This is a genomic window from Enterococcus pallens ATCC BAA-351, assembly GCF_000407485.1.
Classification (GTDB): Bacteria; Bacillota; Bacilli; order Lactobacillales; family Enterococcaceae; genus Enterococcus_A; species Enterococcus_A pallens.
Window position 1 is genome coordinate 447,523 of sequence record NZ_ASWD01000002.1, and the last position, 16,356, is coordinate 463,878.

Here is a 16,356-nt window from a genome sequence, read left to right on the forward strand (position 1 = left end):
CATTAGTTTTTCTCCCGATCCAACCAAACCGCCATATTCCCTTCCTCTCGATTGGCCCAAGCATAGTAAGGAATCAGTTTTATTTGTGTGTCTATCCATTCCATTGGAGTATATTCATGATAAAGAGAATGATCGCTTTTTTCTTTCGGTGTTTTAGCTGCTGCATAAATTACTCCTAAGCCACCTAATAATTCTGATTCAAAGCGATAATCCAGCTGTTCATCCGAAGCCAGACAATATTTCCAAACGGATTTTTCTTGATCTACCTCTTCAAGGCAATAAACCAAGGGTCCTCTTTGAATTGCGACCTTTCCAAAATTGTAAACCACATTGGTATTGGATTGATATTTCTTAATTGACATGTCTAGAAGCAGTTCAATGCTTGTTATACCAGGTGTAGCTTCCAAATAGACGAAGCCATCATTTAATTGATAGTCTTGCAGTTCCCCATTGATTGATAGTCGGGCGTTTTTCTGTGACCATTGAGGAATTCGAATACCAAAAGTACAGGTTTCCTCGGACGTATTTTCTAATTTATAGTTGATGGTACCTTCCCATGGAAAATTGCTTTCCTGCTGAACAGTCAGACCGTTTTCAAAGGTCGCTTGGTTAGAAATAAACTGATGAGAAAGAATTACGTCTTCTTTTACTGCATAAATGTATTGGTCCACTGAAGCTACAAGTCGCGCAACATTACTAGGGCAACAAGCACAGCCAAACCATTCTGCCCGCTGTGTTAAGACATGGTTGCGACTAGGATTATGCGTTGAAATATCTGGATCAGCCTGCAATGGATTCACATAAAAGAAGTGCGTGCCATCCAAGGAAATGCCGCTAATAATCCCATTAAATAATTGCTTTTCTAATACATCTGCATACTCGCCTTTAGTTTCCAGCTTAAGCATTTCTCTGGCAAAAAATGCCATGCCTACAGAGGCGCAGGTTTCACCATACATGGTATCATTAGGCAAATCGTAGTTACCTGTAAAGGATTCACCAACATTTGTGGAGCCTATACCGCCAGTAATGTACATTTTTTGATGCACGATATTGTTCCAGAAGCGTCGACAGGTTTCCAGCAGACTTTCATCACCAGTCAGTCGCGCAACCTGCGCCATACCGGTACAAAGATAAACGACTCTCACCGCATGACCTTCTGCTGTTTCTTGTTGGCGTACCGGTTCAGCCGCTTGGTAATAGGATAAAGGAAAGTTTCTCATCCCATCAATGACATCTCGGTCTATTCCGTCTGCAGCAATTTGTCGATCAAAGAAATCGTCTTGTCCTCGTTGATTGATAAAAAAATGAGCTAAGTCTAAATAGTTTGATTCTTCAGTTAGCTCATAAAGTCTTGCTAATGCCAACTCGATCTCAGGATGACCATCGTATCCTGGAATTTGATCTGCACCCTCCCCAAAATGCTCCAGCATGCAGTCAGCCATTTTAACTGCAATGGATAAAGCTTTTTGATTTCCTGTAACTTCAAAATAAGCAACCGCAGCTTCAATATAATGGCCCATTGTATATAATTCATGGGACTGTTTTAATCGAGCAAACTTGCGGTCTGGTGCCTCAATTTGGAAAAAGCTGACTAAATAGCCGTCCTCCTCCTGAGCCTGAGCAATTAAATCAATCAATCGATCGGTAATTGTTCTTAACTCCTGATCTGGATGATAGGTCAATGAATAGGCTGCAGCTTCCAGCCATTTATAAACATCGGTGTCTTGAAAAGTATAGCCATTATGCCTGCCTTCTTTTAGCCCAGCTGCAATTTCTAAATTTTGGATTGCATGGCTGTGCTCCTGATGCTCTTCGTTTCCGCCGGGTTCATGAGTGATGGAAATATCGGCCGAATCGTTCATCACTTCCCACTGATAGGGCAATACCTCCTTTACAATTAATTCCCGGTATTGGTTCCAGAATTCAGAAGTAATTTGGATGTCTTTTAACTGATTTTTCTTTTTTGTAATCATTTTTTCCTTCCTTTCCAGCATCGTTTGCTTGTACCTAAAAATATAAGCTTTCAAACTCTGCTTGTAAGCGTATACTTCTGTATAAAAGGTGGACTTTTGCGCGACCGTTCAATTTTGATTAGTTTTTTCCGTAGAAAAAGTAGATAAATCCGGAAATTAAATCCATTTACGGATTTTTTCGTTATAATCAAGGCAAACTAGTTAGGAGGAACTGCGATGTTAGCGATTGATTTGCAGCAACCAGTGTTTTACTATAAAGCTGGTGAATTTTCTGCTGGTACTGGCTGGCAGCACAAAAAAATGTTCCATGATAAGGATTTTGAGATTATTTTTTGTTTGGAAAACCGCTTGTCTTTAATGATTGACGGTCAGCCGATTCATTTGAAGAAAAACGACTGCTTAGTTTTACCACCCGAAACAACCATTGAAGGTGCGCAGCTTTCAGCCCAACCGGTTCGTTTTTATTGGTTGCATTTTTACGCGCAGTGGCAGCTGTTACCTGCTGATGATCAAACGGTTAGTCAGCTGCAAACGGCTTTTAATCAGCACAAAATACTACCAGTTTACAATAATCACTGTGTGCTGCCTTCCTTGTTTACAATCAAGGAGCCCAACTTCTTAATTATCTTGATGAATCAATTGTTGAATGTCTCCAATACTTATTACTATAGTTCCAAAATGGCAGATACCTTGACGCAAACCATATTGATTGAATTATGTAATCAATACTTAACTGTTTCTTCCGCCATTGGTGAGGAGTACGATGCCAAGATTCATCAAGTTGCCGAATGGATTCGTGCAAACATGAGTGAAGAGTTATCAATCCAAGACATTGCCGATCATTTTGAAGTCTCTCAAGATTATCTGTCTCGCCAATTTAAAAAAGCCTTTGGCAAGAATTTACGAGACTATTTAATCAATTTAAAAATTTCTGTCGCAAAAGTATTGCTGGTACAGACTACTTTGCCGATTAAGGCAATTGCCGAATTGTCTTATTATGCAGACGAAAAATATTTTATTCGCATGTTTAAAAAGCGTACAGGCTTGACCCCTAACAAATACCGAAAAGCCTATTCTGGTACGCATCAAAACAATCCCTATATCGATCCAAAGCTGCCGATTCCTCAAGCAGTCGAAAAACTACTGGGACAATAGCAAAACTCCAGCCACTCAAAATTTGAGTGGTCTTTTTTATCAAAAAAACGGAAATGTATACTTTTGCTACGTTTTAATCCGTTTTATTCTCTTTTGTAACCTCTTACAATTATTCACATAGATATCTATGAAATTGAAGAGAAGGAGCAAGAAAATGAAAGAAATTGTTGCGACGAAGAAAAAAGCCCACCCGTTAGTTAAGAAGCTGGCTTATGCTAGTACAGATGGTGCTGGAAATTTATTGTTTTGTATTATCAGCAGTTATATTCTCTATTTTTATACAGATGTTTATGGATTAACTGTGGGAGCAGCAGGTATTCTACTACTGATTGCGCGAATTGTTGATTCCTTTGATGCCCCGTTTTGGGGTTCCATTATTGACCACACCAAGAGCAAATATGGGCAAAGTCGGCCTTGGTTTTTATGGTTGGCCATCCCCTTTGCAATTGCTACTGTTTTGGCATTTTCCACACCTAATTTATCTGGAACGGCAAAGGTAATCTATGCTGGAGTGACCTATGTAGTTGCTGGCACGATTTACAGTGGCATTGCTACGCCGATTACTTCTATTTTGCCGAACTTATCCAACGATCCAGATGAGCGGATTCATCTAAATTCTTTTAGAATGGTGGGAGGCAATGTTGGAAACTTCGCTGCTGTTACTTTTGCATTGCCGTTAGTTGCACTCTTTGGTGGAGGCGATGATCGAAAAGGCTTCAGTCTAATGGTGGCCTTCTTCGCAGTTATTGCAGTTGGCCTACTCTTCTTTGCCTTTTTTAACTTAGAAGAGATCAATACTAAAAAAGCGGTAAGCATTCCTTTCAAAGATAGTTTGAAAGCGGTTAAGGGGAATTGGCCTTGGGTATTGCTGGTTTTAGCTAATTTAGCTTTTTGGATGGCTTTGACCGTACGAACGTCTGCCTTACTTTATTATTTCGAATACAATCTAGGCAGTAAAAATCTAGTTCCTTTGATAAACGGAATTTCTCTGATTCAAGTCGGAGGCATGATGGCCATTCCGTTTATTTCTAAGCGACTTAAAAAGACGGGTACGATGATTGTTGGATTAGGATTGGCGGTAGTCGGGCAATTCCTGCTGTTTTTATCTGGAACCTCAATGACTTTCTTGGTGATTTCTTGGGCAATTGCCTGCATTGGTTCAGGAATCGCTTGTTCCATGCCTTTTGCGATGCTTTCAGATGCGGTAGATTTTGGTGAATGGAAAAGCGGCATTCGTTCCAGTGGATTTCTGTCAGCAATGGGCAGTTCTTTCTGTATCAAAGTTGGAGCTGGTCTAGGCAGCTACTTTTTATCTGTCATTATGGCAAAAACTGACTACGTTGCCAATCAAGTGCAGACTAGTCAGGCCTTAGCAGGAATTCAATTTGTTTTCCTGTGGTTACCGGCCATTCTATTTGCCCTAGCAGCCGTTCCAATGCTGCGCTATTATAGATATGAAAAACAAGAAGGCTTCATTCGAGCTGAATTATTGACTCGCCGTGAACCAGCAGAACAGTAAGAAAAGTGGTAACTTGAAAAGACCAGATTTATTAGAGCATTCATCTAGAGCCTTTACAGATGAATGCTCTTTTTATATCCGTCCTTCTTTATTAGGAAACCAATACACAGGAAAAGCCGCTTAACAAAATTGTTAAGCGGACTTCGGTCAATAGGTATGGTTTATTGTTGAACAGTTGTACCGCTTTTGCCAGTGATGGCTTCAGAGGCTTGCTCTAGCGAAGCGATGATAGCTTTGCGACCAGCTTTTGATTCCGCAAAGTCAATGGCTGCTTCAACTTTTGGCAGCATGCTGCCAGGAGCGAACTGATCTTCTTTAATATACTCTTTCATTTTCTCCACTGTGGTATCGACTAACGCTTCTTGATTTTCTTTACCGAAGTTGACGAAGACATGGTCAACTGCTGTTAAGATAATAAAGATATCGGCATCGATTAAGGCTGCCATTTTAGAAGCAGCGAAATCTTTGTCAATTACTGCGTCCACGCCCTCATAGCGTTTGCCATGATAAACGACTGGAATACCGCCTCCTCCGCAGGCAATCACTACCTGACCTGCATCTACTAAGGTTTGCAGGCTGATTTTTTCATAGATATCCATTGGTTTTGGTGAAGGAACTACTCGGCGCCACCCACGCCCAGCATCTTCTTTATAGATATCGCCGGTTTCATCCATAATTTTTTTGGCTGTGGCTTCATCGTAATAGCCGCCAATTGGTTTAGTCGGATTCTTGAAGGCCGGATCTTCTGGATCAACGACTACTTGAGTAAGCATTGAGACAACTGGTACATCATTTACTCCGCGAGCAACTAATTCTTCATCGATGGCTTGCTGTAAGTGATAACCAATATATCCTTGGCTCATGGCTGTACATTCTGGGAATGGCATCACCTTCTCAGGATCATCCCCGCCCATATTTTCAAAGGCTAAGCGGATTTGACCTACCTGCGGACCGTTTCCATGAGCAATGACTACATGGTGTCCAGCTAGGATCAAATCAGCAATTGATTTTGCTGCTAATTCGGCTTTAGTTAATTGTTCGTTGGCTGAGTTGCCTAAGGCGTTACCACCTAGAGCAATAACAATTTTCGACATGTGGAACCCTCATTTCTGATTTCGTTAAAAATCTTTATTGGATAATTTTCCGGCTACCCTTTTTGAAAAGATAGCCGGAGTAATGATTTAGCGTTTTGGTTGTTGTTGGGTGATACAGTGAATATTTCCGCCGCCGTAAACAACTTCTACAGTATTTACACCCACGACTTCTTTGTCTGGGAACATTTCTTTCACTTGCTCCAAGGCTAATGCATCGTTTTCGTCGCCGTATTGCGGTACGATAACGCCGCCGTTGGTAATCAAGAAGTTCATATATGAAGCGATACAAATGTCGCCGTCTTCACGAGGCATTGTTCCTTCTACATAATCAATCTTAAAGTTGCCGTCAATGGTTACTGTTTCAACTGGACAGCATAATTTGTGTACTTTCAGCTTACGGCCTTTCGCATCAGTCATTTCTGACAAGCGTTTGTAGGCATCTTGAGCTGCTTCATAGAATGGGCTCTTTTCATCTTCAGTATAGATACAAGCTACTTCACCTGGTGCGACGAAGCAAGCCACATCATCTACGTGTCCGTTCGTTTCTTCAGGATCAATTCCATCGCCTAACCATAAAACTTTTTCAACGTTTAAGTAGTCGCAGAGCATTTTTTCGATTTCTTCTTTAGACATATGCGGGTTGCGGCCTTCACTTAACAGACACATTTCAGTGGTTAAAACAGTACCTTCGCCATCTACGTGGAATGATCCGCCTTCTAATACGAATCCGCTAGTCCGATAAGAATCCACATGTTCAATTTCACAAACTTTTTGTGCAATTAGGTCATCTTGATCCCATGGGAAGTACAGGCCATCAACTAATCCGCCCCAAGCATTGAATTCCCAGTCTGCTGCACGTAATTCACCTTTGTCATTGATTAAGAATGTCGGACCGCAGTCACGAATCCAAGCATCATTGTTGGACATTTCGTAAACGGTAATTTCTGGTGGTAATTGACGACGACAGTTTTGGAATTGCTGCTGTGATACCACCACGTTCATTGGTGTAAATTTGCTGATTGCTTTTGCCACTTCAGTAAAGGCTTCTTGTACGGGTTTCCCACCGTCACGCCAGTTATCTGGACGTTCAGGCCAAATCATCCATACTTTTTCCTGTGGTGCAAACTCTGCGGGCATTCTAAACCCGTCTTGTTTCGGTGTTGTCGCTTCGATTCTCTTCGCCATTGTTATCGGCTCCTTCTTTAGTTATTTTTTTGAAAACAATAATCGCTTCGCCAAACAAGATAAATATGATTGCTCCAATGGTGATCGGCAGCTGTTCAGCTAAGGTAGCTGCATCGAACTGCAATGGAATCGCAGTAAAGACTAGAGAAATAATGATCATCAGCATTGGTGCTATTACTAATAGTTTCAACATGCCATCTCCACCGCCGACTTTAAATGGTCGTGGAGTATCTGGATCAATTTTACGCAATTTGTAAAAGGCTGGGAACACTGGTACATAAGACAAAAGGAACATTACCAGGTTCAATGAGAAGAAGGCCCAGAACAAATCTTGGTTCGGTAAGATTGGAGCAATCACAACTACAACTGTCGCAACAATTCCGTTCATTAAAGCCGCCCCAATTGGCATTTCATTCTTTTGGCTGCGTTTTGCAAAGAATTTTGGCATGTCGCCATTCTCAGCTGCGTAGCAGGCCGTGTTGTTTACACCTAATGACCAAGAGATCATGTTTCCAAATAGGGTTAACAGGAAGAAGAAGGCCATTAAAATAATAAACCAACCACCAGTTGAGCCAGTTAACAGCTTGAAGCTGTCCATCATTCCGCTGCCGGTACTGATTTGATCAGTCGGGATGGCTACCCCAATACCAAAGGCAGAGAAGATGTAAATCGCTGCAATTACGATTCCTGCGGCAACAATCGCCTGCGGAATTTGTTTTTTAGGATTTTCCATATCATCGGCAAAGGTACAGATAACTTCAAATCCTAACAAGTTGAAAATGATAACTGAAATAAAGGAAAGACTGTTTAAATCAAAGGATGGCAGCATTGATTTAACGGTAAATTCGTTCGCCATCCCTCTAGTGAAGGCTACATAAAGACCCAATCCGCCAATTAATACGGCTAAAATCATTTTGATTACGGCTGCACCATTCAAAATCCATACACTGTCACTGACTGGATAAAAGCTGATCCAGACAACCAGCCAGATAAAGACAAGCTGAATGATGATTGACGGGATAACTGGGAATTCAATTCCGGTCATAGTGGTAAGCAATTCTGGACACATTACCGCCAGTGAAGCCAACCACAAAGGGAAGTTAATCCAATAATACCAAGAAACCCGTGAGCCCCAGCGGTGACCAAAGGCTTTGGTAACCCAGTCATAAATACCGCCATCGCCAATATAAGTGGTTCCTAATTCTGAAGAAATGAGGCCATAAGGCAATAAAAAGGCAACCAGCAGGAAAATCCACCAGAAGAACTGTGAATTTCCAATTGCGGCAACTGGTGCGGCAGCTTCCGCTACGAATACCACACAAATTACGGAAAGAATGGCACTCATCAAGCTAAATTTTTTCTTTTGTTCCATTTTTCTCTTCCTCTCTATAATGGAAGGAATGGTCGAGGCGGATGCCTCAACCATCTAATGGAAATAAGTCCTTAGCGAAAAACAGAGTTATTTCCATTCCTACGCTGTTTTACAGTGGCTTTTTAATAAACATTTCCAATTCTGCTTTGGCTTCAGCTGTTGCAGCTTCATCAATTGGGTTCTTTTCAGCATAATCGTTCATCAAGTAAACTAATAGTCCACGAATAGAAGTCAAACGGTTTTCCGCTTCATCAAAACAGATAGAGTTTGGTCCGTCCATTACTTCATCTGTTACTTCTTCGCCACGAGTTGCTGGTAAGCAATGCATGAATTTCGCATTTTTACCGGCTTTGTTCATTAATTCTTCGTTTACTTGGTATTTCGGATAGAATGTGCTCATGCGTTCTTCTTCTGATAATTCTGCTTCGTATAAGCCGTACCATACATCCGTGTAAACGAAGTCAGCACCTACGATTGCTTCAATATCATCAGTTACAGTGTACGTTCCGCCAGACACTTTGCAGTTCGCTTCTAATTTAGCTTTGTGATCGTCGTTTAACTGGAAGCCCTCTGGTCCAAATTGTACAAAATCCATCCCCATCTTAGTAGTAACTAAACCTAATGAGAAGCAGACCTGCGTTGCATCCCCGATAAAGGCAACTTTACAGTCTTCTAATTTCTTGCCTTCTGGTAAATGTTCTACCATAGTAGTTAAGTCGCCAACCTCTTGTGTTGGGTGATTATAATCAGACATTCCGTTGATTACTGGAATAGTTGCGTGAGTTGCTAAGTCATTTACACTATGATGACGTTCTACCCGTGCCATTAAGATATCTACTAAGCGAGATAATACACGACTCGTATCTTCAATTGTTTCGTGTCCGCCTAACTGAATTTGTCCTGGTGCTAAATATTGTGCATGTCCACCTAATTGAGTCATCGCTGTTTCAAAGGATACCCGTGTTCTAGTAGAAGATTGTTGGAAGATCATTCCCAATGTTTTGTTTTTTAATAGAGGTGGATAGAAGCCATTTTTGATCGCCTTTTTAATTTTTAATGATAGATCAACGATGTATAAAATTTCCTCCTTCGTATAATTCTCCGTAGTAATGAAATCGCGTTTTGCCATGATAATTCCTCCTATAAAAATATTTTTTCGTTTTGCTTTACATCCACAATGTACCAATCTATGAAAGGGTTTACGATAATCTTTTAGTTGTAAACGCTACCAACGGGAAACACGGCTTAAAACCAGGGTTTATTTATAGATATAAACCGCTTTCTTTAAAAGGTTTAGAAAAGTTTAGACAGTGGTTTAGCCTATTTCTGCAAAAAACTCCGCAAAAAAATGTTATAATTGGTTCAAGGAAAATTTGGGACCGAATTTTAGTAAATGGTTTATCGAAAGGGGTTACAATTATGATCGCCATTTTCATATACAACATTGTTTTGATTGTTTTATATACCATTACCATGTCTACTTCCCTCGTCTTTTATCTGAGAGAAAAACGAAAAATTTTTCTTGCCTTCTCCGTCTATTTGGCCTTTTTTATTCTTGATAATGTTATTATTTACATGACTGAATTCTTCAATACCTTTGCTCACCAGTACAACCAAACGTTTATGAGTGTACCGGCCGCCAAGACCATTATTTTCGTAGTGAATGCTTTTTGTTCCTTATGGATTGTAAATTTGCTTGCGAAATCCAAATTCAAGCCTTACCAGAATGCTCTGCTGATTATGTTAGCCGTCTGGATGCTGCTGACACCTCTTTTGGCTAATACAGCTTTCAAGGTTTGGCTGTACTATCTGCCAAATCAATTGTTTCTTTTCTATGTAGGATGCTACGCCTGGAATCGCTACAAAAAGACCGAGGGACTATCACCAACCGAAACAAGCTATTTAAAGCGGATTGCCATTCTAGCGATTGTCGCCAGTCTGGCTATTCTAGTAGAAGATACCTTTGTCATCTTCAATATTGATCAGTACACCTCACTGACAATAAAAATCTACAATCGCAATATTTGTGAGGATATTTTTTCGATCTTGGTTTGTGTGATTGGGTTGAACTATTTCCTGCGAGGAAGTGTTTCGCAGTCAGAGGCAGAAGTCGCCGAAGATGTCCAAGAGGAGCGCTTGTTTGAACAGTTCTGTGCTGCTTATCAATTTACCCAACGGGAGATGGAAATATTCCGCCTGCTGTTGGAGCATAAGCAGAATCAAGAGATTGCTGATGAGCTGTTTTTGTCGGTAGGAACCGTCAAAACACATGTCCATAATATCTTTATTAAGCTGGATATTAAAAAGCGAACGCAGATTCAAGGTTTATACGAGAAATACAAGCTGGATTTGGATGCTAACCTGTTGGGAAGCTGAAAAGGGCACCCCAAAAGCTGTCTTATGGAAGACAGTTTTTGAGGTGTCTTTTGGCTGTTTGGTCTATTTTAGAAAGTAACCGGCAGCTTCATTTCTTCAACATAGCGTTCGTACACTTCTTCTGCTAAAGAGTAACCTTTGCCCCAGTGAGTTTCAATGGTTGAGCCTTGGGCACCATCCTTTTCAAAGGCATTGCGGATGCGCTTCATAATCCAAGAGATTTGTGATAAGTGAGAACGGCTGGCACCATCCCCCCATATGTATGAACACAAGTCTTCCCGAGAAATAATCTCTCCACGAGTTTGATACAGCTTGCGTAAAACACGCGCTTCCATTTTAGTTAGCTGCAGCGAGCTAAGCAGCCGCACTTCTCTTTGAACTGGTGTATTTCTCGGATCAAAGGAATAAATTGCCGCCTCACGGGAGATCGTTTCATCCCGCTTGAACAAACTTTCACGAAGTTCTTCAAGATTCATGGATTCTGTGATTACACCGTTGATTCCCTCTACGGATTCCTCTATCTCGCTATCGAAGTATTGATCGACCTTACGCAAAATAATCTTAGGAGTCGTTCTCAGGCTCGGCATAATCCATTGAAGCTCTTCATTGGTCACTGTTTCACTAATGATGACACAATTAAAATAGTTGGCTAACAGGATTTCATTCGGGCGTTCAATTAACAAGCTCAACGTTTTTGGGGAAGCAAATACTTCACAATTCAATCGTTGCAGCCGCGTTTGGAGCTTTTGCTCCACTAAAATATTCTTCGTTAAAATTAATACAGAAGTCATTTTTCCACCTTTTCTTTAGTAGTAATAATCATAAGATATTTTTATTGTTCTTCCACATACATTTTTTACAGCTTCAGCTATTCAAAACATAACAATGAAAACATCTAGATAATAACAAAATATTCATAAAATGTAAAGAGACTGTATTTATTCCGACAACAGCAACCTTATAATAAATACAATATAATAGAACAGACAAACTAAACGTCGTAATTTATAAAATAACACTATTTATCTTTGTAATTCATCAATTAGCGGAATTTTTTTGTAGCTTTTTGAGTTTTCATGCTAAAAACTTCACATTCCCTTATAATAGGAGTAACTAACAGAAGAGGATCTGCTTATGGACATTCAAAAAATCGAAACCTTTATTCAGCTAGCAAAATATTTAAATTATTCTAAAGCTGCCGAAAAAGCTTATACTACGCAGGGAAATATTTCCAAACACATTTTAGCTTTGGAAAAGGAATTAAATGTGAATCTGTTTAATCGTTCCAAACGCCAAGTTACTTTAACCGAAGCTGGCTGTCAGTTATTGCCCTATGCTCAACAAATTGTGCAGCAGGCCCATCTTATGCAGGAAACAGCAGCTCAGATAAATCAAAAGCATCAGCACTCATTGACTATCTACACTATCCCAACCTTAATTAGCTACCCTGGCCTAGAAAAGATTGCAGCCTTTCGCAATCTGCATCCAGAAGTTAATTTGCTATTGAAGGAAACGGAAAATGCGCCCTTATCATCAATCGATTTTTTTGATGAGAATACGTTGTTTTTTACGCGCTTATTTCATTTGCCGGAGAGCTCCTATGAATACAAGACTGTTGATCAGGATCACTTCGTAGCTGTACTGCCGGCAGATCATCCCTTAGCTGGTGAAAAGGAGTTGGCTTTAGAGTGTTTAGAAAGAGAAGCCTTCTTGTTATTGGGAAAAGAGACCGGTCTTTTGACACCGATTCTTCAGCTATGCCAGCAGGCTGGTTTTACTCCTAAGAATAATTATGGCGGTTCACGAATTGATTTAATTTTGAACATGATCGCCAGCGGTCTGGGCATTTCATTGTTAATGGAAAAAACGATTCAGGAAAAATTGCCTGATCAAGTTGTTTATCTGCCTATCGTGCCCACTAAGCTTAGTCATCTGTGCTTTGTTCGCAAAAAGGGACAACATAGTGCTGCAAATGAGTTGTTTTGGGAGTCGATCATTTAATGTTGATTCCTTCAAAAAGGAAATCATTTGGGCTTCTTCAATAAGGTATCAGTAAAACTGATTCTGAAATCATTAATAAAGACTATTCAAAAGTATGGCCCATTTTGAATACTCTTTTTGAGGATTAGTTTGTTTTATTTACACATAGATTTTGATAAATTCTTTTCTGTACAACTTTTATCAAGTATAGTTTTCTCTGCTGATTTCTCAGGCTTCATTAACTTGTTGAATTTCTTCCTTAACATCAAACTTAAGTTACTACCACCCCCTTTTTTTTCTTGTCAAACAGGTTATAAAAATATGGTTTCATTTTTCTGCTCTTTAAATATCCATTTTAAAAAGCAGAACACCAAGATTATTCACTTGATGTTCTGCTCTGTTCTACTATTTATTTTTTTCAATTAACTGTTGGGCTTCTTTAACAATTCGCTCCACTGTGAAGTTATAATCGTTTAGCAAATCTCCTGCAGGGGCTGATTTACCAAATTGTTCTACCCCTAATGATTTTCCTTTTTCTCCTACATATTTCGACCAGCCAATAGTTGATCCTAGTTCTACCGATAACTTGTTAACAATATGATTCGGCAAAACGGATTCTTTGTATTCGTCACTTTGCGCATCAAATAGCTCCCAGCTAGGGAAGGAAACGACATTTACTTTATGCTGAGCTAGCTGTTCTTTGGCAAGTATGGCCATCTCAACTTCAGAACCGCTCGCAATCAGAATTAAATCTGGTTCATCTGCATCTTTTGATAATATATATGCGCCCCTTTCTGCTGCCTCAAAGTCAACCTCTGCAATAACTGGAACGTCATGACGCCCTAATGCGATTAAGAAAGGCCGATCCTTCGATTCTGCTGCCAGCTTCCATGCTACAACCGTTTCATTCGCTTCTGCTGGACGAAAGACAACCAAGTTAGGCATTGCTCTTAAGGAAATTAAATGTTCAACTGGTTGGTGCGTTGGGCCATCCTGTCCTACCTGCAAACTATCGTGAGTCATAATATAAGTTACTGGCACACCCATTAAAGCAGAATGGCGAATTGCTGAACGCATGTAGTCAGAAAAGACTAGAAAAGTCCCACAATAACCTCTCAGGCCTCCATGTAAAGTAAGCCCATTACAAATTGAAGCCATTGCGAACTCACGAACTCCAAAATAAATATTAGGCCCATCATGGGCTTCTTCATCCATAAATGGCTGACCTTCGATGGTTGTCTTATTGGAAGAAGCTAAATCAGCTGAACCACCAACTAAAATTGGTAAATCCTTATAAATTCGATTTAACATTTTCCCACTAGCTGTACGAGTGGCCATCTTTTCATCCTCGAAAGGCGTTAATGCCGCTTCAGTAACCTCAAATTTTTCTGAAATTATCTTCTCTAATTCTGCTGCTAATTCTGGATAACTCTTTTGATACTCTCCTACTAGCTGATTCCATGCCATTTCGGATTTTTCACCTTGTACACTAATTTCGTTAAAGTTCATTTTTACATCTTCTGGTACAAAGAAATCTTCATATTCCCAGCCTATCGCTGCTTTAATCTTCTTGGCTTCTTCAGTTCCAACTGGGTTACTATGAATCTTCTCTGTCCCTTGTAAGGTTGAACCAAAACCAATAATTGTTTTGACTTCAATCAATGTTGGTTTTTTAGACTCTGATTGAGCTTCCTCAATCGCGGCAGAAATTTCTTCTAAGTTATTGCCATCACTTACATAAAGTGTTTGCCAATTCATTGCTCTAAATTTTTCTTGAATATCTTCATGAGCTGATTGAGTAAGCGGTCCATCCGAAGTGATGTCATTTGAATCATAAAGAACAATTAATTTACCAAGACCTAGTTTTCCGGCAATTGCTGCAGATTCTAAAGCAACGCCTTCTTCTAAGTCGCCATCACCGCAAATCGTATAGGTAAAATGATCAACGACATTAAACTGATCCCGATTGAATCGATCCCGCAAATGCGCTTCGGCAATTGCCAAGCCAACTGTCATTGAAAATCCTTGCCCTAATGGTCCAGTAGTTGCTTCTACTCCAGGTGTATGGAATACTTCTGGATGACCTGGCGTTTTGCTGTCTAATTTACGAAATTGTTTAATGTCATCCATTGAAAGATCATACCCAGATAAATGCAGCAATGAATATAGTAGCATAGACCCGTGTCCTGATGTTAAAACAAAACGATCGCGATTAAACCATTGGGGATTTTTAGGATTATGATTCATGTGATGTCTAAATAACTCGTAGCCCATCGGAGCTGATCCCAAAGGCGCTCCCATATGTCCGTGATTTGCATTCTCTACGCTATCTACTACTAAATTTCTCATTGTAGCGACAGATTTATTATCAATATTTTTACTCATTCAATTTCCTCCATTATGTTTAATATAGTTGAAATTTAGAATACACTTTGCAATAATTGACCTATATAATATATAAGCAGCCCGACGATATTAAAGTCTGTTTCTGGGAAGGATGTTCCGGTTAATCCTATGTTTTCCATAATTGGGTAAATTAATGCTGGGCCAACAGCAATTAATATCCCTACTGCAAAGGAACCTGCGATACAGCCTTTCCAGCCGCCAGTAGCGTTACCAAACACTCCCGCAGTTGCTCCGATAAAGAAATAAGGAACAGCTACAGGTATGATAACGATCGTCCCAATCAAGCCCATGATAATCATCGTAACAATCCCACCGGCATATGCTGCTAAAAAGCCGATGACTGTTGCAGTTGGTGCAAAAGGGAAAACTACTGGGCAATCTAACGCTGGTTTAGCATTTGGAATTAGCTTTTCTGAAATTCCAACAAATGCACTGACGATCTCTCCCAGAAACAGACGAACGCCGGTTATGATTACATACAAGGCGGCAGCAAAGCTCAAACCTTGGAACAACGGATAAACCAGCCAGTTCACTCCTCCGGATAATTCTTCAACAGCACCTTTGCCAGCTGCAATTGCGGCGATGTAAAAGAATATAACCATCGTAATTGAAACTCCCACTACATAATCTTTGAACATAGTCAGCCACGCTGGAAGCTTTAAATCTTCGGTACTGTCTTCCGGTTTACCTACCTTTGATCCAATCCATCCTGAAATAGCATAACCAACGGTAACATAGTGTCCCATCGCTAATTCATCATCACCAGTAACTTTTCGCATATAGGGCTGTGCAATAGCTGGAAATAACCCTGCGCAAATTCCAAGAAATACACCCCCTAATCCAATTGTTAGCGTATTGCTCAAGCCCAATGCTTTAAACATGATAGTTAATAGCGCGGCTAAATATAAATTATGCTGTCCTGTCAAAAAGATATATTTTAGTGGTGTAAATTTGGCTACTAGAAGATTACACAAAAAACCAAGCAGCATAACCATTGATACAGTTGTACCAAACTTATCCTGTGCTAGAGCAGTCACTGCTTCAGCTAATGGCAGCACCCCTTTTAAGCCAAATCCTTCTGCAAACAATGCTTGAAAACTGTCCAATGATGTTACAGCTGCGGCAGAACCAACACCAAATACTAAGAAGCCAACAATTGTTTTTAATGTCCCAGAGATTACTTTGTCTGCGGGTTGTTTTTGTAAAACCAATCCAGTTAATGCAATCACCCCAACTAAGATTGGTGCCGAAGACAGTAAATCAAATACTAAAACCTTGATAACACCCATTGATTTT

The 16,356-nt window shown here is 40.1% G+C and carries 12 protein-coding genes; 4 read left to right on the forward strand and 8 right to left on the reverse strand.

The annotated features are described in order from the left end of the window. Nucleotides 1-2: 2 nt before the first annotated feature. Nucleotides 3-1,973, reverse strand: coding sequence for a glycoside hydrolase family 127 protein (locus I588_RS08755; protein WP_010755398.1), 1,971 nt, complete (start codon nucleotides 1,971-1,973; stop codon nucleotides 3-5). Between the two features lie 216 nt (nucleotides 1,974-2,189). On the opposite strand from I588_RS08755, the gene I588_RS08760 reads away from it, so the two are divergent. Both I588_RS08760 and I588_RS08765 read left to right on the forward strand, forming a co-directional pair. After that, nucleotides 2,190-3,128, forward strand: coding sequence for an AraC family transcriptional regulator (locus I588_RS08760; RefSeq protein ID WP_010755397.1), 939 nt, complete (start codon nucleotides 2,190-2,192; stop codon nucleotides 3,126-3,128). Nucleotides 3,129-3,282: 154 nt separating this feature from the next. Further along, on the forward strand, nucleotides 3,283-4,647 hold the full coding sequence (locus tag I588_RS08765; RefSeq protein ID WP_010755396.1) for a glycoside-pentoside-hexuronide (GPH):cation symporter: 1,365 nt from the start codon (nucleotides 3,283-3,285) through the stop codon (nucleotides 4,645-4,647). Between the two features lie 161 nt (nucleotides 4,648-4,808). Here I588_RS08765 and arcC read toward each other — a convergent pair whose 3' ends face one another. The 4 genes from arcC to ptcA form a co-directional block, all read right to left on the reverse strand. Continuing rightward, nucleotides 4,809-5,741 carry a carbamate kinase gene (gene arcC / locus I588_RS08770; RefSeq protein ID WP_010755395.1) on the reverse strand — a complete coding sequence of 311 codons (933 nt, stop codon included), beginning with the start codon at nucleotides 5,739-5,741 and terminating at the stop codon, nucleotides 4,809-4,811. A gap of 87 nt (nucleotides 5,742-5,828) precedes the next feature. Then, nucleotides 5,829-6,926, reverse strand: coding sequence for an agmatine deiminase (gene aguA, locus I588_RS08775; protein ID WP_010755394.1), 1,098 nt, complete (start codon nucleotides 6,924-6,926; stop codon nucleotides 5,829-5,831). Further along, nucleotides 6,880-8,298, reverse strand: a complete 1,419-nt coding sequence (locus tag I588_RS08780) for an APC family permease (protein WP_010755393.1) — start codon at nucleotides 8,296-8,298, stop codon at nucleotides 6,880-6,882. The genes aguA and I588_RS08780 overlap by 47 nt, the downstream gene beginning before the upstream one ends. Before the next feature lie 109 nt (nucleotides 8,299-8,407). Then, complete coding sequence (gene ptcA / locus I588_RS08785; protein WP_010755392.1) at nucleotides 8,408-9,427, reverse strand: putrescine carbamoyltransferase; 1,020 nt, start codon at nucleotides 9,425-9,427, stop codon at nucleotides 8,408-8,410. Nucleotides 9,428-9,717: 290 nt separating this feature from the next. Between ptcA and I588_RS08790 the strand changes: the two genes are divergently transcribed. After that, entirely contained in the window at nucleotides 9,718-10,674 is a 957-nt protein-coding gene (locus I588_RS08790) for a response regulator transcription factor (RefSeq protein ID WP_034692334.1), read from the forward strand. 68 nt (nucleotides 10,675-10,742) lie between these two features. On the opposite strand, the gene I588_RS08795 is transcribed toward I588_RS08790, so the two are convergent. Further along, the gene (locus tag I588_RS08795) at nucleotides 10,743-11,465 is read right to left on the reverse strand and encodes a winged helix-turn-helix domain-containing protein (protein WP_010755390.1); all 723 of its coding nucleotides are present in this window, start codon (nucleotides 11,463-11,465) and stop codon (nucleotides 10,743-10,745) included. Between the two features lie 343 nt (nucleotides 11,466-11,808). Here I588_RS08795 and I588_RS08800 point away from each other — a divergent pair, with 343 nt between their 5' ends. Further along, nucleotides 11,809-12,675: a LysR family transcriptional regulator gene (locus I588_RS08800; protein ID WP_010755389.1), complete on the forward strand. Its 867-nt coding sequence runs from the start codon at nucleotides 11,809-11,811 to the stop codon at nucleotides 12,673-12,675. A gap of 384 nt (nucleotides 12,676-13,059) precedes the next feature. Here the strand turns inward: I588_RS08800 and tkt are convergent, their stop codons facing one another. Continuing rightward, nucleotides 13,060-15,039, reverse strand: a complete 1,980-nt coding sequence (gene tkt, locus I588_RS08805) for a transketolase (RefSeq protein ID WP_010755388.1) — start codon at nucleotides 15,037-15,039, stop codon at nucleotides 13,060-13,062. Between the two features lie 35 nt (nucleotides 15,040-15,074). Continuing rightward, nucleotides 15,075-16,349, reverse strand: coding sequence for a PTS ascorbate transporter subunit IIC (ulaA, locus tag I588_RS08810; RefSeq protein ID WP_010755387.1), 1,275 nt, complete (start codon nucleotides 16,347-16,349; stop codon nucleotides 15,075-15,077). Nucleotides 16,350-16,356: the final 7 nt, after the last annotated feature.